Source organism: Breznakibacter xylanolyticus, from assembly GCF_003254275.1.
GTDB classification, from domain to species: domain Bacteria; phylum Bacteroidota; class Bacteroidia; order Bacteroidales; family Marinilabiliaceae; genus Breznakibacter; species Breznakibacter xylanolyticus.
The window spans coordinates 62,567-85,339 of record NZ_QKZK01000010.1; the positions used below are offsets into that span (position 1 = coordinate 62,567).

The 22,773-nt window shown below is 50.2% G+C and carries 15 protein-coding genes; 7 read left to right on the plus strand and 8 right to left on the minus strand.

What is annotated here, in order from left to right; genetic code table 11:
- Positions 1 to 5: 5 nt before the first annotated feature.
- From LX69_RS07670 to LX69_RS07680, 3 genes are all read left to right on the plus strand, one after another.
- The gene (locus LX69_RS07670; protein WP_185741704.1) at positions 6 to 1,772 is read left to right on the plus strand and encodes a RagB/SusD family nutrient uptake outer membrane protein; all 1,767 of its coding nucleotides are present in this window, start codon (positions 6 to 8) and stop codon (positions 1,770 to 1,772) included.
- Between the two features lie 183 nt (positions 1,773 to 1,955).
- A complete protein-coding gene (locus LX69_RS07675) occupies positions 1,956 to 2,981 on the plus strand; it encodes a DUF5627 domain-containing protein (protein ID WP_111445241.1) in 1,026 nt (341 codons plus the stop codon).
- A gap of 89 nt (positions 2,982 to 3,070) precedes the next feature.
- A complete protein-coding gene (locus LX69_RS07680) occupies positions 3,071 to 5,245 on the plus strand; it encodes an endo-1,4-beta-xylanase (RefSeq protein ID WP_146260673.1) in 2,175 nt (724 codons plus the stop codon).
- Positions 5,246 to 5,682: 437 nt separating this feature from the next.
- Here LX69_RS07680 and mnhG read toward each other — a convergent pair whose 3' ends face one another.
- From mnhG to LX69_RS07715, 7 genes are all read right to left on the minus strand, one after another.
- Positions 5,683 to 5,976: a monovalent cation/H(+) antiporter subunit G gene (gene mnhG / locus LX69_RS07685; protein WP_111445243.1), complete on the minus strand. Its 294-nt coding sequence runs from the start codon at positions 5,974 to 5,976 to the stop codon at positions 5,683 to 5,685.
- A gap of 216 nt (positions 5,977 to 6,192) precedes the next feature.
- Positions 6,193 to 6,492, minus strand: coding sequence for a monovalent cation/H+ antiporter complex subunit F (locus LX69_RS07690; RefSeq protein ID WP_111445244.1), 300 nt, complete (start codon positions 6,490 to 6,492; stop codon positions 6,193 to 6,195).
- 149 nt (positions 6,493 to 6,641) lie between these two features.
- On the minus strand, positions 6,642 to 6,956 hold the full coding sequence (locus tag LX69_RS07695; protein WP_111445245.1) for a Na+/H+ antiporter subunit E: 315 nt from the start codon (positions 6,954 to 6,956) through the stop codon (positions 6,642 to 6,644).
- A gap of 877 nt (positions 6,957 to 7,833) precedes the next feature.
- On the minus strand, positions 7,834 to 9,321 hold the full coding sequence (locus LX69_RS07700) for a proton-conducting transporter transmembrane domain-containing protein (RefSeq protein WP_111445246.1): 1,488 nt from the start codon (positions 9,319 to 9,321) through the stop codon (positions 7,834 to 7,836).
- On the minus strand, positions 9,318 to 9,665 hold the full coding sequence (locus tag LX69_RS07705) for a sodium:proton antiporter (RefSeq protein ID WP_111445247.1): 348 nt from the start codon (positions 9,663 to 9,665) through the stop codon (positions 9,318 to 9,320). The genes LX69_RS07700 and LX69_RS07705 overlap by 4 nt, the downstream gene beginning before the upstream one ends.
- The gene (gene mbhE, locus LX69_RS07710) at positions 9,656 to 12,442 is read right to left on the minus strand and encodes a hydrogen gas-evolving membrane-bound hydrogenase subunit E (RefSeq protein WP_111445248.1); all 2,787 of its coding nucleotides are present in this window, start codon (positions 12,440 to 12,442) and stop codon (positions 9,656 to 9,658) included. The genes LX69_RS07705 and mbhE overlap by 10 nt, the downstream gene beginning before the upstream one ends.
- Before the next feature lie 214 nt (positions 12,443 to 12,656).
- Positions 12,657 to 12,896 (minus strand): hypothetical protein, encoded by a 240-nt coding sequence (locus LX69_RS07715; RefSeq protein WP_111445249.1) that lies wholly within the window; start codon positions 12,894 to 12,896, stop codon positions 12,657 to 12,659.
- 250 nt (positions 12,897 to 13,146) lie between these two features.
- On the opposite strand from LX69_RS07715, the gene LX69_RS07720 reads away from it, so the two are divergent.
- From LX69_RS07720 to LX69_RS07735, 3 genes are all read left to right on the plus strand, one after another.
- A complete protein-coding gene (locus LX69_RS07720) occupies positions 13,147 to 13,662 on the plus strand; it encodes a DUF7738 domain-containing protein (RefSeq protein ID WP_111445250.1) in 516 nt (171 codons plus the stop codon).
- 493 nt (positions 13,663 to 14,155) lie between these two features.
- Positions 14,156 to 15,634 (plus strand): oligosaccharide flippase family protein, encoded by a 1,479-nt coding sequence (locus LX69_RS07725; protein WP_170124289.1) that lies wholly within the window; start codon positions 14,156 to 14,158, stop codon positions 15,632 to 15,634.
- Between the two features lie 245 nt (positions 15,635 to 15,879).
- Positions 15,880 to 16,164 (plus strand): hypothetical protein, encoded by a 285-nt coding sequence (locus LX69_RS07735; RefSeq protein ID WP_146260674.1) that lies wholly within the window; start codon positions 15,880 to 15,882, stop codon positions 16,162 to 16,164.
- 284 nt (positions 16,165 to 16,448) lie between these two features.
- On the opposite strand, the gene LX69_RS07745 is transcribed toward LX69_RS07735, so the two are convergent.
- Positions 16,449 to 20,930 carry a translocation/assembly module TamB domain-containing protein gene (locus tag LX69_RS07745; protein ID WP_111445255.1) on the minus strand — a complete coding sequence of 1,494 codons (4,482 nt, stop codon included), beginning with the start codon at positions 20,928 to 20,930 and terminating at the stop codon, positions 16,449 to 16,451.
- Positions 20,931 to 21,294: 364 nt separating this feature from the next.
- Between LX69_RS07745 and tsaD the strand changes: the two genes are divergently transcribed.
- Positions 21,295 to 22,314, plus strand: coding sequence for a tRNA (adenosine(37)-N6)-threonylcarbamoyltransferase complex transferase subunit TsaD (gene tsaD / locus LX69_RS07750; RefSeq protein WP_111445256.1), 1,020 nt, complete (start codon positions 21,295 to 21,297; stop codon positions 22,312 to 22,314).
- Positions 22,315 to 22,773: the final 459 nt, after the last annotated feature.

Below are 22,773 nucleotides of genomic sequence, written 5' to 3' on the forward strand. Positions count from 1 at the left end.
GACAAATGAAAAAGATTTTTTTAATATGTTTATCAGCCGTTGCGGTGCTTACCGGTTGTGAAGATGTGTTCGAACCAGCCGTTGAGAACAAGCTGGAGCTCGAAAACGCCTATGCAAATGCTACTTATGCTCAGGGGTTACTGCTCAATGGTTACAATCGTATCCCAACTAACTCGTGGACGTACAACGATGTGGCTACCGACAACGCCGTGAGCAACGACCGCGCCAATGGCTATCGTAAGATTGCTACCGGTCAGTGGACTTCAAGTAATAATCCATTGAATCAGTGGAGCAATTCTCGTGCTGCCATTCAGTATCTTAACCTTTTCTTGCAGGTCAACGACAGCGTGAATTATGCCATCGACGAGGAGGTGAATAAGATGTTCATTGATCGTATGAAAGGGGAGGCTTTGGGGTTGCGTGCTCTGTTTATGTTCCATTTGCTCGAAGCCCATGCCGGTCGCACCACTGAGAATGAATTGCTTGGTGTGCCCATTGTGTTGGAACCCGAGAATTTAAATTCTGACTTCAATCAGCCTCGTGCTTCATTTGAAGCTTGCATGAAACAGATTTATAGCGATCTGGATAAGGCTGAAGAGCTGTTGCCGCTCGATTTTGAGAACATTGCTTCGGATGCTGCTGTTCCCGAGAAGTATGCGGCCAAAGGACGAACCAAGGATGACTACAACCGTGTATTTGGTGAGACTTTCCGTTTGCGCATGACCAAACGCATCGCCAAAGGCATTCGTGCCAAGGCTGCGTTGTTGGCTGCCAGCCCTGCTTATAGCGATGGTAATACCACTACCTGGGCGGATGCGGCCAATTATGCCGCCGATGTCATTGACCTCAATGGCGGACTCAACGGTTTGCCCGGCAATGGTTATACCTGGTATGTGAACACTGCTGAAATTGATGCCGTGGCTTCGGGCACAACCCCCAAAGAAATCCTTTGGCGTGGTAACCTCGAAACGGCTAGTAACAGTGTGGAACGCGAAAATTATCCTCCTACACTTTTTGGAAATGGTCGCGTGAATCCTACTCAAAACCTGGTGGATGCGTTCCCCATGGCCAATGGATACCCCATTGCCGATGGGGCTGCCGGGTATGATGCGACAAAACCTTACGACAACCGTGACCCTCGTTTGCTCGCTTACGTATTGGTCAATGGCAGCAAGGCAGGGGTGAATAGCTCGGTTATCAATACTGCCTCTGATGCGACCACCAACGATGGGTTAAACAAAGTAGAAACTTCTACCCGTACCGGTTATTACATGCGTAAGCTCATGCGTCAGGACATTAACCTGAGTTCTTCGTCTACCACTACCCAAAAGCGCTACCAGCCCCGCATTCGTTATACCGAGATTTATCTCATCTATGCTGAGGCTGCCAATGAAGCTTGGGGGCCAACCGGTAACGGTGGTCGTGCTTACTCGGCTTATGATGTGATCAAGAAAATTCGCAACCGTGCCGGGGTAGGCATATCTAATGGCGATGCTTACCTGGAGTCGATCAAAGGCGATCAGGAAAAGATGCGTGAACTCATCCGTAACGAGCGTCGTCTGGAGCTTTGTTTCGAAGGGTTCCGTTTCTGGGATTTGCGCCGTTGGAAAGCCAATATCAATGAGACTGCCAATGGGGTGAGTATTGTGGATGGTGCTTATGAAATCATTCCTGTGGAGAGTCGTGACTATAAACCTTATATGATTTATGGTCCCATTCCTTACAGCGAAACCCTGAAATACGATCAATTGATGCAAAACCAGGGATGGTAATCCACGGTGTGTCCTTTGATGTTACTTAATCTGATTTCTTCACTGCCGATGACAATGGTGTCATCGGCCTGTAGAAATCGAAATAAGTCAGTTGTAGATGAGTGGCGGTTTGCCTCATCTGAATTTTATCACGAATGAATGATGGGCAGTTGCTCTGATCAATAATCAATTAATAGCAGACTAATGAAAAAGTTATTTTATATACCTCTTGTCCTGTTGGTGGCACTGGGTGCTTGTAAAAATCAGGATTGGGATTATCCCGATTATGATTCTCAAACCGTGTATTTCCCTTATCAGTTTCCTGTTCGCACCATTACGCTTGGCGACGATATTTTCGACACCTCCATGGACAATGCCCATAAATGCAAAATCATGGCTGGGACAGGTGGTGTTTATACTGCCAACAGCGACGTGGTGATTGACGTGACTGTCGATAATGCCATGTGCGAGGGCTTGTTCCGCTTTGCCGGCGGTGGTGATCTGGTGCCAATGCCTGCGAATTATTATTCTTTATTGTCCAATCAAATCACCATCCCTTCTGGCGAGATTTCAGGGGGAGTGGAAGTGCAGTTGACCGATGCTTTCTTTGCCGATCCGCTGGCCATTCAGAAAACTTATGTGATTCCCTTGCGGATGACCAACGTGGCCAATGCCGATTCAATTCTTGAGGGTAAGCCGAATACCTCCACAGCTCGTCGTGGTGTGAGTGGCGATTGGGCCATTGCTCCAATGGATTATGTCTTTTATGCTGTCAAATACATCAATCCCTGGCATGGGTTTTACCTGCGTCGCGGGAAGGATGTGGTGACTGGTAAAGATGGAAATGCTGCTTTAAATGAGTCTTTTGTGCGTCATGCGGCCTATGTCGAAAAGGATGAAGTGAACAGCTTGACCACGCTGGCATATAAGCAGACCAGTTTTCCTGTGACGTTGACTTTGTCGGGAACCAAGGCGATTTATAATCTGATTCTTTCGTTTGATGATAATGGGAACTGTACTGTTTCTTCCGACTCTCAGACTTTTACGGCCACCGGTTCCGGCAAATTTGTCAGCAAAGGTGAGAAAAACAGTTGGGGATCAAAAGATCGTGATGCGTTGTACCTCTCGTATCAAATCGAATTGGCCGATCGCACTGTTGCAACCACCGACACTCTGGTGATGCGTAACCGTGGCGTGGTGGTGGAAACTTTTACGCCTGAATTGAAATAATTTTGATTGTGACCGAAAGTACGGCGGCATTCATAATCGATCAACAGGTGGTGGATGCCCCGATTTTCAAAAACATAAAACAATTAAACATGAGACATTATAATAAAATGCTGCTTGGTTCGATGGTCGCCTTGGCCATGGCTTCCTGTGCCGACGACTCCAAGCTTGAGTTCGACGTCGAGAAGCCCGAGACCGTGGCCATCATGGAGGAGATCAATAAGTATGAGCCGTTGAAATCGTATGTCAACCGTGCTGAAAATCCCCAGTTCAAATTGGGGGTGGGGGCTTCGTTGGCCGATTACAATGCCAAGGGGTTAATTTATCGGTTAATCAATCACAACTTTGATGAAATGACCATGGGGTACGAAATGAAGCATGCTTCGATCGTTCAGGCCGATGGTTCTTTGAAGTTAAATGATGTGAATGATTTGATTGCCACTGCAAAAGAAGCCGGAGTGACTGTATTTGGTCATACCCTTTGTTGGCATTCCGGACAAAACGCGGCTTACCTCAACAGCCTCATTGCGCCCGAAATTTTGTCGGAACCTGCCGGGCCGACATGGGATGAAGTGGCTGGTGTTAATTTTGAAAGCGATGCTGCTTCTAACTATTCGGTCAATGCCAATGCCATTGCATCTTTTACTGCTGATGGTGAAGGTGCCGATGGTAAAGGTCGTGCTTTAAAAGTGACCAATGAGGCTGTTCGTACCAACGAGTGGGACGCTCAGTTCTATTTTTCTTTTGGCTTATCGATGGTTGAGGGCGAGCAGTATGAACTGACCATGGATGTGAAAGCCGATGAGGCTGTGAACATCAATACTCAAGCGCAGGTGTCGCCCGGTAATTATAAACACTGGGATTTCTTTGGTGCCATTCCTGCGACGACTCAGTGGACGGAGTTCAAAAAAGTGTATACCGTCACGGCCAGTACAGCAACCTCTGGTGCTATTGCGCTCAACTTGGGTAAATTTGCCACTTCGGTCTATTTCGACAACATTGTGTTGAAGAAATATAACGAGGGTGGAAGCGTGGCTTCAGGGCCAATCAGTGCAGGGTATGCCTATTGGTTTGAAAACCCAACTGCTGGTAACTTCTGGTCTTGTCAGATTAAGTATCCTTTAACAGGGATTCAGGGCAGTAAAGATTATACCCTTAAATTTGCTGCAAAAGCTACCGTGGCCGGAAAAATCAGAGCCGAGTTGCAAACTTCGGGTGTATGGACCAGTTCTTCCTTTGGTCAGTTTGATGTTCCTACCGAATGGAAAGAGTTTGAATTAAAAGTACAAAACACCGAAGCCGGGCGCGATGGTTTAATTTTTAGCTTTGGCGATTATGCGGGTAAGGTGTTTATTGATAATGTTTCTTTGACCGCCGATGGAAGTTCCACTAACCTGGTTGCTGATAGCGACTTCGAAAACGGTATCGGCAGTTGGGCCGGATGGGGTGGTAGTTCTACCCGTGGCTTGTCGGCCGAAGGCGAAGGTTTTGGCGGAATGGGCATTCCCATCAGAGAAAAAACGCCTGAAGAGAAGCGTGAAATTATCGACACTGCTTTGAAGACCTTCATCAGCGGCATGGTGACCAATTGTAAAGATTATATCACGGCTTGGGATGTGGTGAACGAACCCATGTCTGACTGGCCCGATCCTTCGCAATTGAAGACTGGTGTTGGCAAAACCGTGGCCGATGATGAGTTCTTCTGGCAGGATTATATGGGCAAAGATTACGCCGTTCAAGCCATTAAGTATGCGCGTGAGTTTGGTAATGAGGATGATCTGTTGTTTATCAACGATTACGGTCTCGAAGGTGCCGATCAGAAAAAATGCAAAGGCCTGATCGATTACATCGCTTATGTTGAAAGCAAAGGCGTGAAAGTTGACGGTATTGGCACTCAAATGCACGTAACGCTTGGTGTGACTTCCATCGAAGGCATTCGTGACATGTTGACCAACCTGGCTGCAACCGGTAAACTGGTGAAAATCTCGGAGCTCGACATGGGCATTCGTCCCGAAGGTGCTTCTGAAAACCTCAAAACCAGTGAACTTACCGATGATCAGCATCGTGCCATGGGCGCGTTCTACAAGGAAATTATCGATGCTTACTTCGAGTTGGTGCCTGCCTCTCAGCGTTATGGCATCACCTTGTGGAGTGCCCAGGACAGCCCGGCTAAATCATCCTGGAGAGCCGATGAGCCCATTGGATTGTGGAATGCCAAATTCGAACGCAAACATGCCTACACCGGCGTGGCTGACGGGTTGAAATAAATAGTATTTGATCATTTTCATTCGCTTCTCTACGATATGGCGAATGTGAAAGTTGAACAAATTGAATAAAAAAAGAGGTTGCTGATGATTCGGCAACCTCTTTTTCATTCGTTTTAGCCCCGGAATGGCCATGATTGTCTGATTTTATAAATCAAATGTCTGAAATCAAAACCCCTCATCCCTCATTGATCTTAAATTTGTATCACAATCATTCACCAATCCCAGCTTGAATCTTAAGTCTTGAATCTTGATACTTGTGACTTGATACTAGCGTCTGATATCTATTAATCCAAAATATTTGAACGATAACAAACCTGTTTGAGTAAGCGTTTTCAGGTTTGTTTCTATCAATTGTCCGCTCTATCTTTTATTGTTTGGATAGCTGCCGGTTCGTTGATGAATGTTAGGAGGTTGTCTTTGTCAGGGACAACCTCTGTTCATTTATCCCCCTGGCCATTGTCGTTACCGTTGCGCCATACCTTAGCCAGCAAGTGCGCTGCCACAGGTGCCATAAACACCACAGTGAGAAAAATGATGACAGTCTTGATAAAGATGCCCCAATTGAGAAAATAAAGGTTCACGGCCAGCAACAGCAGCACCATGCCCAACGATGACACCTTGGTGACCGCATGCATACGCGCATACAAGTCGCCAAATCGCAGGATCCCAATCCCCGCGATAAACACCAGCAACGAAGCTGAAATAATGATAATCCCGATAAGATAACCCATGGTTATTGAATTTTAATTGTATTTGGGGCAATTGATTGATATGCAATTTATTTAGAAGTGCTTCCCGGGCTGTTTGTCCGATATGACTGATAATTCGCATCCTATCAATGATCATTCCCTTCCCCCCGTAAACTTCTAACCCCCTCCACTCTTCCTCTTTTAAACTCCTAAACTCCTAAACTCTTCCACTCTTCCACTCCTAAAACTCCTCCACTCTTACTCTCCCCCCCTCTGGTTCCTCTTTAAATGCTTATGTAAAAACACCGAGATAATCATGGTGCCCAGCGCCAGGATGAACGAGATAATCAGCACCACATCAAGCAACACCTCGTGCCGCATCAGCAAAGCATCGGTGAGCATAATGGCCACGAAGCCGAATGTGATTTGATCCAATGCCACCACCCGGTCGGGCAGCGACGGTCCCTTAAAGAGCCGGATGGCCGGCAGCACCATGCTCACCGACAAAATGATGATGCCTACAATGGCACTGTCATGTAAAAACGTTTCCCCTGTCATATTCCTGTATCTTTTATTCTTATCCCAAACCTTCGGGGTTTTCAAAACCCCGAAGGTTTCTGGCCAACCGTACTTAAGCACTTTCTCTCTCTTGTACTCTTTTACTCTTACACTTTTCACTCTTCCACTCTTCCACTTTTGCACTTCTCCTACACCATCTTCGCAATAAACCCCTCAATCCGCTTAATCGAAGCGATGGCATCCGACAGTTGTGCCAGATCCACCACATGAATGAGCATGTTGTTGTCCTCATCGATGTCGATGCTCAGCGTGCCCGGCGTCATGCTCACCAGGTTAAACAGCAGCACCACCTGAATCGGTTTGGTCAGCGTGGTGTGGTACGTGATTTCGCCGTCCCATATCCGCCGGCTCCTCACCACAATGGTAAACGCCAGCGACACCCCCGACTTGAGCAGCTCATACAGGTAGTAAAACCAAAAAACGATAAAATAGAGTGGTTTCATTTTTTTTTAGTATCAAGTATTAAGTATCAAGTATCAAGTATCAAGTATCAATGTCGTTAAATTAAGCCCTGAAAGGGCAATAAGCAGTAGCGTTGGGCATCGCCCTACGATGAATGCAACCACAATCTTTGTACCCTGAAGGGGCTTGAGCTCGTTTGCTACAAATATGCAGGGCTTTGCCCTGCCCTAATGCCGGTGTTAACTAAACGACATTGTATCAAGTATCAAGAATCAATGTCGTTTAGTTAAGCGAAAAAAATGTCAGACAAAGAGACAGATGATGAGATGAAAACAGATGTTTAGATCCGTTCTCTTCGTCACGTTCTCTTCGTCTCTTCAGTCTAATCTATCTGTCTTTAGTCTAATCATCTTCTTGTCTACTATATAACTCTTTTATCGAGTGGCACTAAGGCTTCTTCTCCTCACAGGATCTCATCTTATCTCACTGCAAATCAGCGTTAGTTCTTAGTTCGTTAAGTAAAGGACAATGATTAAATGCTGAGTTATCTGCTTTGTTATTTAAACGCATGGCGTAACAAAATAACTCAGCGCCTTCGCGCCTCAGCGTTTATTTTGACAAAGAGCCTCCGTGTCTACTATATAACAATTTTGAGTTATCTGCTTTGTTATTTAAACGCATGGCGTAACAAAATAACTCAGCGCCTTCGCGCCTTTGCGTTTATTCTGACTCTGTGTTCATAAAAACTCTTTTATGAATCGCACTTACTTAACGACATCGTATCAAGATTGATCGCTTTCATTTCCTTTTATTCATCTTCCCCTCCACTCCCAAACTCCTCCACTTTTAAACTCCTCCACTTCTAAACTCCTCCACTTCTAAACTCCTCCACTTCTAAACTCCTCCACTCCTAAACTTTTAAACTCCTCCTCTTCCCAGCACAAACTCCACATACCCATTGGGATTGAACAAGTCATTGGCCGCTTCGGTACAATAGTCGAGTATGGGAGCGCCTGCCACGCCCATGCCGATGGTCGCAAGCGCCAATAAGGCAGCACCCGTGAGCATCAGTCCTTCGCCGCCCTTTATGGCCGGTTCGATGGCCGTGGGCATCGGCTTCCAAAACACCTCAATCCATATCTTGAGCATCGAAAAGAGCGTGAACACTCCCACAAACAGCGCGATGAGTGCCGCCGTGGTATGGTGGGCATCAATGCCCGATTTGATGATGGCATATTTGCCCACGAAGCCGCTCAGCGGCGGAATGCCCGCCAGACTGAAGGCCGGGATGAGAAACATCACGCTCCACCATTTATTGCGGCTAAAGAGTTCACCCAGGCGTCGAAGGTCGAGCGTCCCCTTGCGTTTCTTCACCCAGCCTGCCACCAGAAACACCCCCGTCTTGGCAATCATGTTGTGCCCCAAAAAAAAGATGGCTCCCGCCATGGCCGCTCGTGTCGAGAATCCCAGTGCCAGCACCACGTAACCCACCTGTGAGATGATGTGGAACGAGAGGATTTTGCGAAAATCGTATTGCGAGGTGGCCGTAAACACCCCTATGACCATGCTCAGACCCCCAATCCACAACATGACATCGTTCCATATTGCGTCGTCGTAGCGGAGGATGAGCGTGTGAAAGCGGATGAGTGAGTAGATGCCCACCTTGGTGAGCAACCCCGCGAACAAGGCCGTCACCGCCGGGGGAGGAGTGTGGTACGATGCCGGTAACCAAAAGAAGAAGGGAAACAACGCCCCTTTGATGGCGAAGGCAATGGCAATGAGCACCAGCGGCGCGTTGAACGAGCTGGGCAACACCGCCGCCTCGGCAATAATCCGCGACAGGTGTGCCAGATTGAGCGTCCCCGTTTGGCCATACAGCAGACCAATGCCCGCCACGAAGAAAAACGACGAAATAAGGTTCAGAATCAAATATTTGATAGAGCCCCCAAGCTGTACCTTACCGCCCCCGTGGCTCATAAGGATGAATGACGACATAAGCATCACCTCAAACCATACGTATAGGTTGAACAGGTCACCCGCGATGAAACTGCCGTTCACACCCATCAGGATGCCCGCAAAAAACTGGTAGAATCCTTTTTCTTGGCGTTCCGTGTCCATCGACTGGATGGCATAAACCGACAGCGCCGTTCCCAAAAGGGCGGTGATGAGCAGCAGCAAAGCACTCAGGCGGTCGGCCACCATCACAATACCGTAGGGTGCCTGCCATGAGCCCATCTCGCTCTTGACCATCCCGGTGGAGGCGATGTGCGCGATGAGACCCACGGCCAGCAACAGGTTCATCACCGTCATGGCCACCGCTCCCCATTGACGGGCTCTGAGACCAAGCGGAAAAAACGATACAACGATGTAAAGCAATGGCAGTATGATAAATCCGGATAGTATCATTTCTGTTCGGTATTTTTCAGTTGATCCAGGTCGTGGGTGCCGGTGACTTTAAAATATTGGTATTTCAACACCAATATATAGGCTGCGATGCCCAGTCCGATGACGATGGCCGTCAGCACCAGGGCTTGCGGCAAGGGATCGGACATGGCGGCTGCCGGTTCGCCGTTCTCGTTCACGAAACCGATGCCGCCACGTTCAACGCCCCCGGCCAAAAAGATAATCAGGTTGGTGGCATTGGAGAGCACAAACACTCCCAAAATAACCTTCACAATGCTGCGTCGGAGCAGCAAAAAGACGCCACAGGCATACAGTATGCCGATAAAGATGGCAATGCTTAGTTCCATTTCAATACGTTCATGATGGTTAATACAATGGCGTTTATCATGCCAAACACCACCAGCATCACGCCGGTGTCGAACAGCAGGGGCGTGCCCAAGTGCAACTCCCCGGCCATGGGGAGGGTGAGGTGCAACCACTGTGCCGTAAGCATGGCCTCACCCATGAACATCGGTAGCACACCGGCCAGCATCGACAAGCCCAATCCGATGCCGATGATGATGAATGGCGGGATGCGAAGCTTCTTACGTGTGGGTTCGGATCCAAAGATGATGGCATAAAATACATATCCCGAGGCGGCAATGATGCCCCCGATGAAGCCCCCCCCCGGGGCATTGTGTCCTCGTAGCAGCAGCCACACAGCCACCACTATCAATACCCGGCGTATCCAGGTCACCACGCCGGCGATGATGAGGGTGCGTAGCGATTGGGTGTCTGCAGGGGGAATGCGCATGGGGGATTGTCCCGACTGGCATTTTTGACCCACGTTCACCAGTGCCACCACACCCGAGGCTGCCAGTGCCAGTACCGTGATTTCGCCCAGAGTGTCCATGGCCCGGAAGTCTACCAATATCACGTTCACGATGTTGTGACCAAAGGCTTTCAACAGGCTGTGGTCGATAAAAAACTGCGAGATGGGGGGCACCACGTTTACAAAACGAGCCTCCAGCACCACGATGGTCACAAACACGCCCACCACAGTGGCGATGATGGCATCGCGTCGTCTCGATCGGCGCACCGACAGCGACGCAAAGGCTGGCAGGTAGTCAATCACCAGAATAAAAAGCACCATGATGAGTGTCTCGACCAGAAATTGGGTGATGGCCAAATCTACAGCGCCGAAAAAGAGGTACAGCAATCCGATGCCATATCCCACAATGCCCAACGCCAGAATGGCCGACAGGCGTGACGGACTCACCATCGCATAGATCATACCCAGTGACATCACCGCCAACAGGATGACAATGTGTGTCTTGACGGGCGATGCCGATGTCATCCATGTCTCAAATTCAAATGGGAATAGCACCACTGCCATGGCGCCCGTGGCAATGAGAAAGAAGGTCATCAGGTAATAGCGATGATACCCGTGTTGAATGCGGTTGGTCTGGCGCGCTGCCACCTTCACATAGCCCTTGATGAGTTTGTCGAACAGGTCGGGCAGGTAATAACGGTTGATGACACCGTTGATGCGCGTGATGAAACGCGTCACCGTTTCACGGTAGATGAATATCACCACGCCAAGCGTCACCGTGGCGATGCTCAATAGCAGTTCTGCGTTGAAGCCGTGCCACAGCGTCAGGTGGGCATCGTATTCGATGGCGCGGATGTGGTAGATGGCATTGTTGAGATAGCGGGCAATGCGGTTGGGGGTAAGCCCCAGCAACAGACTGACGGCCGACAGCACCACCGGCCCCATCCACAACAGCATCAAACGCGGGTATTTATCCTTGAATGGAGGAGGAGCAACCTCGGCTTTTCGGCTCCAAAACAAGCGGTAGGCTATCAGGATGGAGATGGCCACCATCAGCGCATTGGTGCCGATGCCCAGCATCAGCATCACCTCGGGGAAAAAGCCCGATTGCAGCTTGGCGCCATAGATGAGTTCCTTGCCTATGAAGCCCAGCATGGGAGGCAGGCCGGCCATCGAAAACAGAGTGATGAAGGTGGCGCCGCTCACGCTGCGTAGGGGCTTCCACAGTTGACGCAGTTGCATCAGGTCGCGCGTGCCGGTGCTTTTGTCGATGATGCCCGTAATCATGAATAGCGCCCCCTTGTACAGACCATGCACCACAAAGAACACCAGCGTGGCCTTGGTGGCGGCGTTCGTGCCCAGACCGGCCATCAGCACCATGGTGCCCAGTGCGCTGATGGTGGTGAAGGCCAGGATGCGTTTGAGATCCCGTTCCCCAAACGAGAGGAAAGCGCCCACAAACATTGTCACGCTACCCACGATGGGAAACACCGTTTTCCAAAGCATGGTGTCCCCGGCAAAAGGCATCACGCGCAGCATCAAAAATACCCCCGCATTCACCATGGTGGCCGAGTGCAGGTAGGCACTCACCGGCGTGGGGGCATTCATCGCCCCGGGTAGCCAGAAGTGAAAGGGGAACTGTGCCGACTTGGTGAACACGGCAATGGCCAGTAAGATGAAGATGAGTGGGTAATGGTGATGATGGGTGATCAACGGTCCTTTGTCCAACAGCTCGCTGATGGTGTAGGTGCCCGCGATGTTGCCCATCAGCAAAAAGGCAAACAGCAGCGACAGCCCCCCGGCGGCTGTGATGAGCAAGGCCTGAAGGGCTGCCTTGCGTGCTTTTTCCAGATGGTTGTCGAATCCGATGAGCAGAAAGGAGATGACACTGGTGAGTTCCCAGAAAAAGAACAGGGTGATGAGGTTTTCACTCAGTACCAGGCCGAGCATGGACACCATAAACAGTGTCATAAGCATCAAAAAGCGCCCGATGTGGGCATGCCCCTTCATGTATCCGGCGGCGTAGTTGAGCACCAAAAAGCCAATGCCGCTCACCATCACCCCAAAGATGAGGCTCAGTCCGTCGATGCGAAACGAGAGCGGAGCCCCGGGAACCAGCTGCCAGGGCGTGGCGTACACCACGCTTTGCGTATCCCCCAGGGTGGTGTTGAACGATAAAAACAAGACCATCATCAGCAACGGGATGGCCGAGAGAATGACGCCATAGATATGTCCCAGGCGTCTGGTCATTGGCGGTGCCAGCATCCCCAGCAACGCCAGGGCGGGCAGTAGATATACAAGCGTGCGTATCATCCGGTATGATGCGATTTAAGTGTCGGTTTATGTAACAGTAGCGATATGTGAATTGTTTGTGTATTCATGTGTTTATCGTTAAGGCCTTTGAAAGCCCCCTAATTCCACGAAGGGGGTCTTTGGGAAACTCCTCACTCTCCAATGGCGGACTTTAAGTTGTATGTCAATGTCGTTAAGTTAAGCCCGTTCAGCGGATTGAGCTCGTTTTTGTCATTCAGGCAGGGCTTTGCCCTACGCTAATGCTGGCGCCCCATTGGGGCTTAACTAAACGACATTGATTCTTGCTCTTTCTTTCTTTCTTTCTTTCTTTCTTACTTTCTTTCTCCTGCACTCTTGCACTTTGTTGCGCTGCTGCTCTATTGCTCTGCTGCTTAGATACTTTTCTTGCTTTCGCACTTTCGCACTCTTGCACTTTGGCACTTTCTTTACTCAAGACATTCAAGCATCTTTTCATGCAAAGAAAACTCAATTCGCCTTTTTTTCACACCCCTCACACGCCACTTTTTAGTTTTTGTGCAAAAATAAAGGATTGTTAACTCTTTTTTCCCACCCATCCCATTCCCCACCCCCCCGTAAACTTCCAACCCTCTCCCCTCCTAAACTCCTAAACTCTTCCACTCCTAAACTCTTACACTTCTAAACTTTTCCACTCTTCCACTCCTCCACTCCATAAACTTCTCAACTTTTTTTAAATAATGTGGCAAATGAAACATCAAAACACTATTTTTGAACAAATCATTTACACCACTATTATGTCTGATACTGATATCAAAATTGGCATAGGCTTTAGCCAAATCAAGTTTGGGATGACCGAAGCCCAGGTTCGTGAACTGCTCGACGAGCCCGATGAAACCGAAGAGATGCGCTTTGACGACGGCGGATGTGCCAACATCTATTACTACGATGAATTGGGCATTTCACTCTCGTTTGAGGAAGAAGAGGATTATCGCTTGATGGAAATCTCCTTCGAAGATGAGGAGTTCTCTATCAAAAACCTCCTGCACGTGGGGGTGGCTAAAAACGATCTGCCCGAAATCTTCAAAAAACTGGGCTTGAGCGAGCCTGAGCACGAAGACCTGGCTGGCGAAGGTTACGAGGGTAAAGAACTCTATACCTTCGATGATGAAAACCTCAATATCTGGGTTGACGAAGGCGAAGTATCTTCTATTCAAATTGGTCCCCTCTGGAAGGATGATGAAACCATCAGTTGGCCTAACTGATGCAACATATAACCCACAAAGCCGCAGCAATGCGGCTTTTTTTGTGTTAAACCCTCAAGGTTTTTGGCTCTATGTTGTATCCTATGGATAAACAAAATATGAGAGCACGAAATCAAACAAGGTAACTAAGCCGCCTTCGGAAAATGGCGTTAAAAAAAATCATAGGCCTGAGCGTTAAAAAATATGCGCTGTTTGAGCTTGCGAGTTCGCAGATTTTAGTGAAGGCCTATGATTTTTAGCCATTTTACGTCAGCGGCGGCCTTTTTTGCTTACTTTTTGGGGCTGTAGCCAAAAAGTAAGAGCCCGCCCGGCTTGAGGGCACGAAAAAATGGTTTGTGTGAATTGATTCTTATGATTACCCACACAATCCGAATAGATCCGGTTTTTTTAACCTTGAGGGTTTGTATGACGCGTGGTGCTGAAATATCCCTTCATTTACTTTTTCATTCCTTTATCGCGTGTTACTTTTGACGCCAACAAAAAACGCACACCCTTGAACCACATCAAAAAACTGGCGGGACAGACCGCCATCTACGGCCTGAGCAGCATTTTGGGTCGTTTTCTTTTTTACTTGTTGGTGCCCCTGCACACGGCCATGTTTGTCACCAGTCAGTATGGTGTCATTACCGAAATGTACAGCTATGTGTCGTTTTTGGTGGTGCTGCTCCTTTATGGCATGGAAACGGCTTATTTCCGTTTCTCGACCAACGAGCAGGCCGACCGCCAACGCGTGTATTCTACTGTGATGCTGGCGCTCTCGGTCACGTCAACCCTCTTTGTGGCGCTGGCCTGGGGTTTTGCTCAGCCCGTGGCCAATTTCCTCAAGTATCCGTCTAATCCTGAATATATCATTTGGTTTGCGTTTATTCTGGGGCTCGATGCCCTCACGGCCATCCCCATGGCACGATTGCGTGCCGACAACCGCGCCGTGAAGTTTGCCGTGGTCAATTTGGCTGCCATCCTGATCACCATATTGCTCAACCTCTTTTTCGTGGGATATTGCATGGCGTTGCACCAAAAGGGACAGACCAACTGGCTCATTGACCTTTGCTACAATCCCGCCATGGGGGTTGGTTATGTATTCATCGCCAACCTGGCCGGCAGTGCCGTCAAGTTTGTGTTGTTGCTGCCCGATATGCTCAAGGCACGCGGCGTTGTGGATGTGCCCCTGTTGCGCCGCATGCTTCGCTATGCCTTGCCTTTGCTGGTGTTTGGTCTGGCCGGCATCGTGAACGAAACCATCGATCGCATCATGCTCAAATGGATGCTTTACCATCGCATTGGGGCTGAGGCCACCATGAGCCAAATTGGTATTTATGGCGCCTGTTACAAGGTCAGCATCATCATCACCCTTTTTATTCAGGCATTTCGCTATGCGGCCGAGCCTTTCTTTTTTGCCCATCAAAAGGAGAAAGGTTCGCTGGAGGTCTATGCCCGCGTGATGACTTATTTTGTGATTGTGTGCACCACCATCTTTACGGGGGTGTTGCTTTATCTCGATGTGGTGAAGTATTTTATCGATCCCGCTTATTGGGAAGGACTGGGGGTGGTGCCCATTCTCATGTGTGCCAATATATGCCTTGGCATTTATTACAATCAGTCGGTGTGGTACAAGTTGTCGGGACAAACGCAATGGGGGGCATACCTGGGCTTGGGGGGCGCCATCCTCACCATTGGGCTCAATTACTGGTGGATCCCTTTGTTTGGCTACATCGGCTCGGCATGGGCCACGCTCGCGTGCTATGCAGCCATGATGATGGCTTCCTATTTTCTGGGACAGAAATATTTTCCCATCCCTTACCATCTGCGCCGCATTGCCATATATACCGGTGCAGCCCTGTTGGTTTACGGCGTGAGCGTGTGGATGCCGACCTCTGGTGTGCTTCTGAAATACGGGGTGAATACTTTGTTGTTTTTGTCCTTTTTGGCATTGGTATTTGCATTGGAGCGTCGCTCGTTGGGGCGGGGGTGAGTCGCGAGGTGTCGTTAGTCAATATATAGTGGACGTTCGTCAATTCCTCCCATTTGGTTGTTGGTGAGGTAGTGGTGATTGTCTATTTTGCGCCACCTAAAAACCAAACAATGCTGCTTGCTACACTTCCCGGAAATCCTCAGTTGGTGCATCTGCGCTTTCAAGGTTAGGTGACGATCGACGATCTTATCAGGGCTTTTACTGACCTTTGCCTTGAACGTAAGCCCGGTTCCTCCTTGTATCTGATGACCGATTATCGGGAGGCTGATACAAATAACATTCATTTGTCTCATATCCCGGTGTTGTCCCGGTTTGTCAATCGTGTCATGGCACGGCATTTTCGATACATCCGATGGGCCAATCTCACCGCTCAGCCCATACAGACTTCTGTCGCGCTGTTGTTCCAAAAACAACTTGACCTACATGCCATCGACTACCGCATTTTCACCACCCTCGAGGTGGCCACCCGGCATGCTGCCGGTTCGGCTTCGCTATTCCATAAACCAGTGGCGCATCAGTTGTGCGTGTGAGATGAGGAGGGGGGAAGTGGAGGAGTTTAAAAGTTTAGGAGTGGAGGAGTTTAGGGGTGGAGGAGTGGAGGAGTGGAGGAGTTTAGGGGTGGAAAAGTGGAGAGGTGGAGAGATTTTCTTCTTCTCACCGGTTCTCATCTTGACTCACTGCAACTCAGTGTCAGTTCTTAGGAGGTTACACTGAGGAAGATGAGGAGACGCTGAGTTCCACTGAGGTTATATCTCACCGGTTCTCATCTTCACTCACTGCAACTCAGTGTCAGTTCTTAATTGGTTACACTGAGTTATCTCTTCTGTGTCTCATCTTCGCTCTCGGTCACGGTTTTGCGTTTTCGGTTCTCGCCCGTCACAATGGCCCAGTATTTCTTCATCAGTTCAAGCCAGTTGTCGAACTCCTGACGGAAGGTGAGTCCCACCCCTTGTTTGGTCGGTGCCAGGTTGGTGTATAGGATGTCATTGTTGGTGCGCGTGTAAGCATGGGCACTCACCGAACCGCTGCGGTTGAGCTTCAGGTTCATGTCGAAGTCGCCGATCAGATTGTTGGTTTTGGTGTCGGTGGGATATTCGCTGTAGCCCACGTTGCCGTTGACCGTCAGACGGTCGTTAAACAGTTGCGTGCTCAGCGCCACCTCCACTTCGCGGCTCGATATTTCGTCGCCCGGGCGATAGCTGATGCCCATATCCACATCCGAGGTGATTTGCGACAGCCAGTGGTTGAGCTGGTTCGAGAGCATCTCCGAGGTGGTCACCAGAGCTGCGCTGTTCACGCCCCCGCCCTGGTTTTGGTTCTCGGACTTTTGCATGTTGGCCGAGTAAAAGCGGTTCATCACCAGCAGGGAGAGCACCTGTCGGTTCATCTCCTCTTCGGTCTGTATGTATTCGCGAATGATGTTCTGGCTCGAGGCTTCCAGCGATGGGGTGTAAATGCCCAGCTTGATGTTGGGTTTGTTCAGTCGGTCGCTCAAATTCATGCTACAGGTCACCGGCACACGTTTCTTAAGTTCCGAGGCCGAGGCTTCGTCCATCATCGAACCGCCCACCAGGTCGTAAAGGCTGGCGCGAAGCTTGTAGGCCGCTTCCAATCGAATCATGGCATTGTAAGGTTCGCCGTCCCACTGAATGCGGCTCCCCTTGCTGATGCTGAACTTTTTGTTGATGAGGTTCTGAAGTGAGAAGAGATAATCCCCGTCTTCTATCACATAATCGCCATACATCGAAAATTTCCCCTTGGTATCGATTTTCATCTGCAGGTCTCCCTTGCCGGCTGCTTTAAGGATGTCGCCCGAGCGGGCGTCGAAGATGATTTGCGTTTTGGCGTCGGGCGTCACCTTCAGGTTCATTTCCATCTCAAAGCCCGATGCTTCATTGGCTGCCACCGGTTGGGACGTGGTGGTCACCAACTCCTTTTGCGGTGCGGCAAATTGGATGTAGTTGGTTTGCGACACCTCTGTGTTGTCGTTCATGGGGATGTTGAACTGCGTGTTGGGCATGGTTTGCGCCTTAACGTAGAGCGTCACCAGATCGGTGTTCCCGCTGATGTTCATGTTGCCCGTGGTGTAGATGGTGCCGTAGTAGGTGGGGTTGTCTTTGGGGCGGGTGTCGAGCACCAGCATGTTGTTGGCCATGATGTCAAGGTCGAATCGCAGGTTGGAGAAGTTGTCGTGCTTAATTTCTCCTTTAAACATGCCTTTGTGTTGGTACTTGTCGCGCATGGTCATGTTGATGAAGGCAATGCGTGTGGGGTCTAAAAATACCGAGTCCTGCAGCGTGTATCCGGTTTTGAGATAGTCCACATCAAAATGGGAGTCGTCCACATTCACCCGGGCCGTGAATGCCGGGGCACTCAAGGGCCCGTTGAGGCCAATGATGCCCGATGCTTTGCCCTGGAAGTTCTGCATCACGGTACTGATCCAGTAATCTACGAACGAGACGTTGAGTTGTTCCACATCGGCCTGGTAGGCAATGGTGTGTTTGTCCACCGAGTAGTAGCCGCCGCCGTTGAGTCGTTCCTGTCCCTGGTCAATCAGGCGCGTGTCAATGATGAGGGCTTTCTCGTTGTTGCCCCAGCTGCTGCTCACTGACAGGTCACCCAGTCGTGCCTGGTGGTAGTGCAGCCCGTCGATGGTGATGTCGCCAATGATTGATGGGGTGGTGTGTAGCCCGGTGGCCTTGAATTCTCCGTTGAGGATCCCCGAGAGCTTGAGGGCGTCGATGTCGAGGTTGTTGGTGATGTCGGCCAGTTCAATGTTGCGGATGTAGCCCGAAAGGGCGTCGTGACCATCGGTGCGCACATTGCCCGCGATGGCAAACTGACGGTAGGCATTGCTGATGCTGAAATCCTCAATGGCAAACTCGTCGGGCGCAAAGGTGATGACGGCCGGGCGGAGGTGCCATGTCGAGTCGTTCACCACCGCGCGTGAGGCATTCAGGGCAATCCGGCTCACCAATCCCTGCTCGTTGCGGGTGAATGTGGTGGTGCCGTCAATGGTGCCCGCATTGTGATTCATTGTCTTTTGGTTGTCCCACGTGATGCTGCTGGTGAGGCGATTTTGCGATGCCGTTTGGCTGGTCGCGAAGCCGCGCAGGTTCATCATGTTGAACAGGCGCAGATTCTCGCTTTGCAGGGTGGCCATCAGGTGCCCGTTGCTGTTCACATCCAATTGCAAACCACTCAGTTCGGTGCCATGATAAGCCACATGCGGTGCCACAGCCTGCATCTTAAAGAGGTGATTGCCCGAGTGAATGCTGCCCGTGATGTGGCAACTGTCCGAGAGGCTGATCTCCGGGTCAAAAAAGTTGAGCAGGGTTCCCAGTTTCTTGGCGTGGATGGTGTAGTCAAAATGGTTGACAGGGATCGCAGGCGTGTTTTTTTCATCTGGCAATGCCGGCAGGTAATGCGCGGCGATGCGTTGCAGCGCGTCACTGAAGTATATAAAGTTATACTTCCCGTCGATGGTTGCGTCAATGATATCGCTTTGCACTGTCAACAGTTTTTTGTCGTCGCGTCGGTTGGCCGCGACCACCAGCGAGTCGATGCGCAACACCTTGTCGGGACGGTGAAACACACCGTTGTTCAGGCGGATGAAGCCTGTCATGTCATCAGGGGTGGCCGCCTCAAAGTTGGATATCAGGTCGAACGACACACGTGAGTCGGGCAGGGCAGGGGTGAGGTTGAGCCGGTCGGGGCGCATGTTCATCACCCGTGCAAAAAAGTTGAAGGTTGAGCGTTCCCCGCTAAAGTCCATGTTGCCCGAGAAATTCAGTTGCCCGTTGGGGTCGGTCATGTCCACCTGACCGTCGAATTTCTGATTGGCCAGCAATCCGTTCAGACGAATGTTCTGATAGGTGTATCCCCGCACGTTCACCGAGTCGATGCCCCCTTGCAGATAGGCAAAAAAGTTGTTTTTGTTTGTGTGGCTGCCATTGACCGACATCTTCATGGTGATTCGGCCCATCTGCTGATGCATGTCGAGCATCTTGCCAATGTTAAAGCCAATGGTGCGCAGGCTTCCCGAGAACAGTAAGCGGTCGGTGTACTTCAAGCCAAGGTCGGTGCGGATATAGCCAAGGTCGGTTTTAAAAGTCCCGTAGGCCACCAGGTCATTCACAAAGCCCGTGAAGTTCCCCTTGTATTGGATGCTGCCCAGGTTTTGTGCCCAGGGGGGGAGTCGTTGCATTTTTGCGTTGGGAAACGATGCCAGCAGTGCGTTGATGTCTTCGGGATGGGTTTGCAGTTGGTGAATGTCGAGGAACACAAAGGTTTCGTTGATGTTGGGCAACCCCATGATGTCGAAGCTCGACTTCAGCAAGGTATGGGTGCCATAACTCACCTCCACGTGTTTGCCCTTAAAGTTTTCGATGCTGCCCGAGAATTGACCGGTGAGCGTCAGAGGTGAGAGGGTGTTGGCATCCAACGGTACAAAATAGGCCACATCGGAGGGCGCAATGAGCGATGGTAACAGATTGGCGTAGAGTCGGGTTTGTGGCCAGGTGTTGTTGCCGGTGCTGTCGTTGGGCAGGGCGATGTGGCAGCTATCCAACCGCACGATGGAGGCGCCTGTCTCGAGTCGCAGGCGGGTGACTACCAGGCTCTCTTTTCCCTTGTAAAGGTTGATGCGTCCTTTTTGGATGGTGAATCCGCTCTGTTCGCGCAGGCTCAGTTGCTGCAATCGCACCAGCAGCGTGTCGCTGTTGATGCGCAGCTGGTTGGTCACAAAGTGGATGTCGCTCACGTCAAGGTGTGACGCATCGAAACGGTTGGGGAGGCGTGTTGAATCGTTGAGCTGAATGGTGCAGCGTCCTTTTTTTACCTGAATATGATTCGAGCGGATGTCCCAGTCGAATCGGGATGTGTCCTGCCGGGTGCTGTCGATGAGAAAGGAAAAATTGTAACCCTCATCCTGACGGGCAATGCGTGCATTGGGGGCACTGATCACCAGTTTTTTGATGTGGATGATCCGATGTCGCAATGCCGGTAAATCAATGATGGCGCTGATCTGTTGCACCGATGCCAGGGTGTCGTTGTGCTGATCCATCACCGTCACCCCTTCGATAACCAAGCGACTGAGGGGGGCAAACCAGACCTTCTCGACTGTGATGGTGGTTTGGTAATGATGGCTCAAGCCATTGGCCACCCATTGTGCCAGCCGCGTCTGCACCGGAGGGAACAACGAAATTGTCATCAGCAGCAGTAGAAACAACAGCATGCCCAAGACGACGGAACCTCCTATTTTGATGATTTTTTTTATAATTTTGCCCCCATTCATGTGTCACAAAAATAATGTTTTTTCCTTGGGTCTCATGGCTTGTGGATCATCAAAAAATAAATTCCCGGCTTCATCTGACGAATCGGCATTGTTGATTCAATGTCGTTCAATGAAGCCCTGAAAGGGCGATAAGCAGTAGCGTTGGGCATCGTCCAACGATGAATGCAACCACAATCATAGAGCCCTGAAGGGGCGTAAGCTTTCACCTCTTCAGGGCTTGAGCTCTTTTGCTACAAATAAGCAGGGCTTTGCCCTGCGCTAATGCTGGCGCCCCATTGGGGCTTCACTAAACGACATTAGATTTTCATTTTCTAAAAACAACCATCAGTCACCCCTAGAGGGTAGAGAGCGCAAAAATTTCATCATGAACACATATATCCTGGCCATTGAATCATCGTGCGACGATACTTCGGCCGCTGTTTTCTGCAACGACGTCATCCTCTCAAATGTGGTGGCTAACCAAAAGGTGCACGAAGCCTATGGCGGGGTGGTGCCCGAACTGGCCTCGCGCGCCCATCAGCAAAACATCGTGCCGGTGGTCCACAAGGCCATTCACGATGCCGGCATCACCATCGACGACATTCGTGCGGTGGCTTTCACGCGCGGCCCGGGCCTCATGGGCTCACTGCTGGTGGGAACCTCTTTTGCCAAAGCATTCGCCCTGGCGCGCAATCTCCCTCTCATTGATGTCAATCACTTGCAGGCGCACGTGATGGCGCATTTTATCAAGGAAGATGCTGACCATTTCCGTGTCCCTGCTTTTCCGTTCATCTGCCTGTTGGTGTCGGGGGGCAACAGCCAGATTGTGATGGTGCACAGCCACGACCACATGGAGGTCATCGGGCAGACCATCGACGATGCTGCCGGAGAGGCTTTCGACAAATGTGCCAAGGTGATGGGGTTGCCCTATCCCGGCGGCCCTCTCATCGATAAGCTGGCGGCTGTCGGCAATGCCGACGCTTTTAAGTTTAGCAAACCTCGCATCGATGGCTTCGATTACAGCTTCAGCGGCCTCAAGACGTCGTTCCTCTACTTTCTTCGCGATCACCTCAAGGAGAACCCCAATTTTATTGAAGATAATAAAGCCGATTTGTGCGCCTCCCTTCAAAAGAGCATCATCGACATTCTGATGGAGAAGCTTGTGTTGGCTTCTCGACAAACGGGCGTGCGCACCATTGCCCTGGCAGGGGGCGTGTCGGCCAACTCGGGACTGCGCAACGCCATTCAGTCGGCTGCCTCGCGTGAGAAGTGGGAGGTGTTCATCCCCAAGTTTGCTTACACCACCGACAACGCGGCCATGATTGCCGTGTCGGCTTACTTTAAATATCTCAAGGGCGACTTTTGTGGCCAGGATGCCGCCCCTTTTGCCCGAACGGAGTTTTAATCGTTCGTGATTTGATGCCGGGTGAAAATTGAATTAAACCCCCAAGGTTTTTAAAACCTTGGGGGTTTGCTGATTGTTGCACTTCATCACTACTGTACTCTTGCACTCCTGCACTTTGTTGCTTTGTCCACTAATTCCACTAATGATGAGCTTGTAGGTTTAATTGATGGGTGTATCGTACTTTTTCACTCCTGCACTCATGTACTCCTGCACTCTTGCACTTTCTTGTTTTGTCCCTTTGCCCCTTTGTCCACTAATTCCACGAATTCCTCGAATGATAAGCTTGTAGGTTTAATTGATGGGTGTATCGTACTTTTTCACTCCTGTACTCTTGCACTCTTGCACTTTTGCACTCTTGCTCTTTGCCGCTTTGCTGCTTTGTTGCTTTGCTGCTTTGCCGCTTTGCTACTTTGCCGCTTTGCTACTTTGTCACCTTACCACTTCTCAGCCTAAGGTTTG

Bases quoted from the DNA above. Each gene is read 5' to 3' on its own strand.
- LX69_RS07670 (WP_185741704.1), top strand. From the start codon at position 6: ATGAAAAAGATTTTTTTAATATGTTTATCAGCCGTTGCGGTGCTTACC.
- LX69_RS07675 (WP_111445241.1), top strand. From the start codon at position 1,956: ATGAAAAAGTTATTTTATATACCTCTTGTCCTGTTGGTGGCACTGGGT.
- LX69_RS07680 (WP_146260673.1), top strand. From the start codon at position 3,071: ATGAGACATTATAATAAAATGCTGCTTGGTTCGATGGTCGCCTTGGCC.
- mnhG (WP_111445243.1), bottom strand. From the start codon at position 5,976: ATGGGTTATCTTATCGGGATTATCATTATTTCAGCTTCGTTGCTGGTG.
- LX69_RS07690 (WP_111445244.1), bottom strand. From the start codon at position 6,492: ATGACAGGGGAAACGTTTTTACATGACAGTGCCATTGTAGGCATCATC.
- LX69_RS07695 (WP_111445245.1), bottom strand. From the start codon at position 6,956: ATGAAACCACTCTATTTTATCGTTTTTTGGTTTTACTACCTGTATGAG.
- LX69_RS07700 (WP_111445246.1), bottom strand. From the start codon at position 9,321: ATGATACTATCCGGATTTATCATACTGCCATTGCTTTACATCGTTGTA.
- LX69_RS07705 (WP_111445247.1), bottom strand. From the start codon at position 9,665: ATGGAACTAAGCATTGCCATCTTTATCGGCATACTGTATGCCTGTGGC.
- mbhE (WP_111445248.1), bottom strand. From the start codon at position 12,442: ATGATACGCACGCTTGTATATCTACTGCCCGCCCTGGCGTTGCTGGGG.
- LX69_RS07715 (WP_111445249.1), bottom strand. From the start codon at position 12,896: ATGAAAAGATGCTTGAATGTCTTGAGTAAAGAAAGTGCCAAAGTGCAA.
- LX69_RS07720 (WP_111445250.1), top strand. From the start codon at position 13,147: ATGAAACATCAAAACACTATTTTTGAACAAATCATTTACACCACTATT.
- LX69_RS07735 (WP_146260674.1), top strand. From the start codon at position 15,880: ATGACCGATTATCGGGAGGCTGATACAAATAACATTCATTTGTCTCAT.
- LX69_RS07745 (WP_111445255.1), bottom strand. From the start codon at position 20,930: ATGAATGGGGGCAAAATTATAAAAAAAATCATCAAAATAGGAGGTTCC.
- tsaD (WP_111445256.1), top strand. From the start codon at position 21,295: ATGAACACATATATCCTGGCCATTGAATCATCGTGCGACGATACTTCG.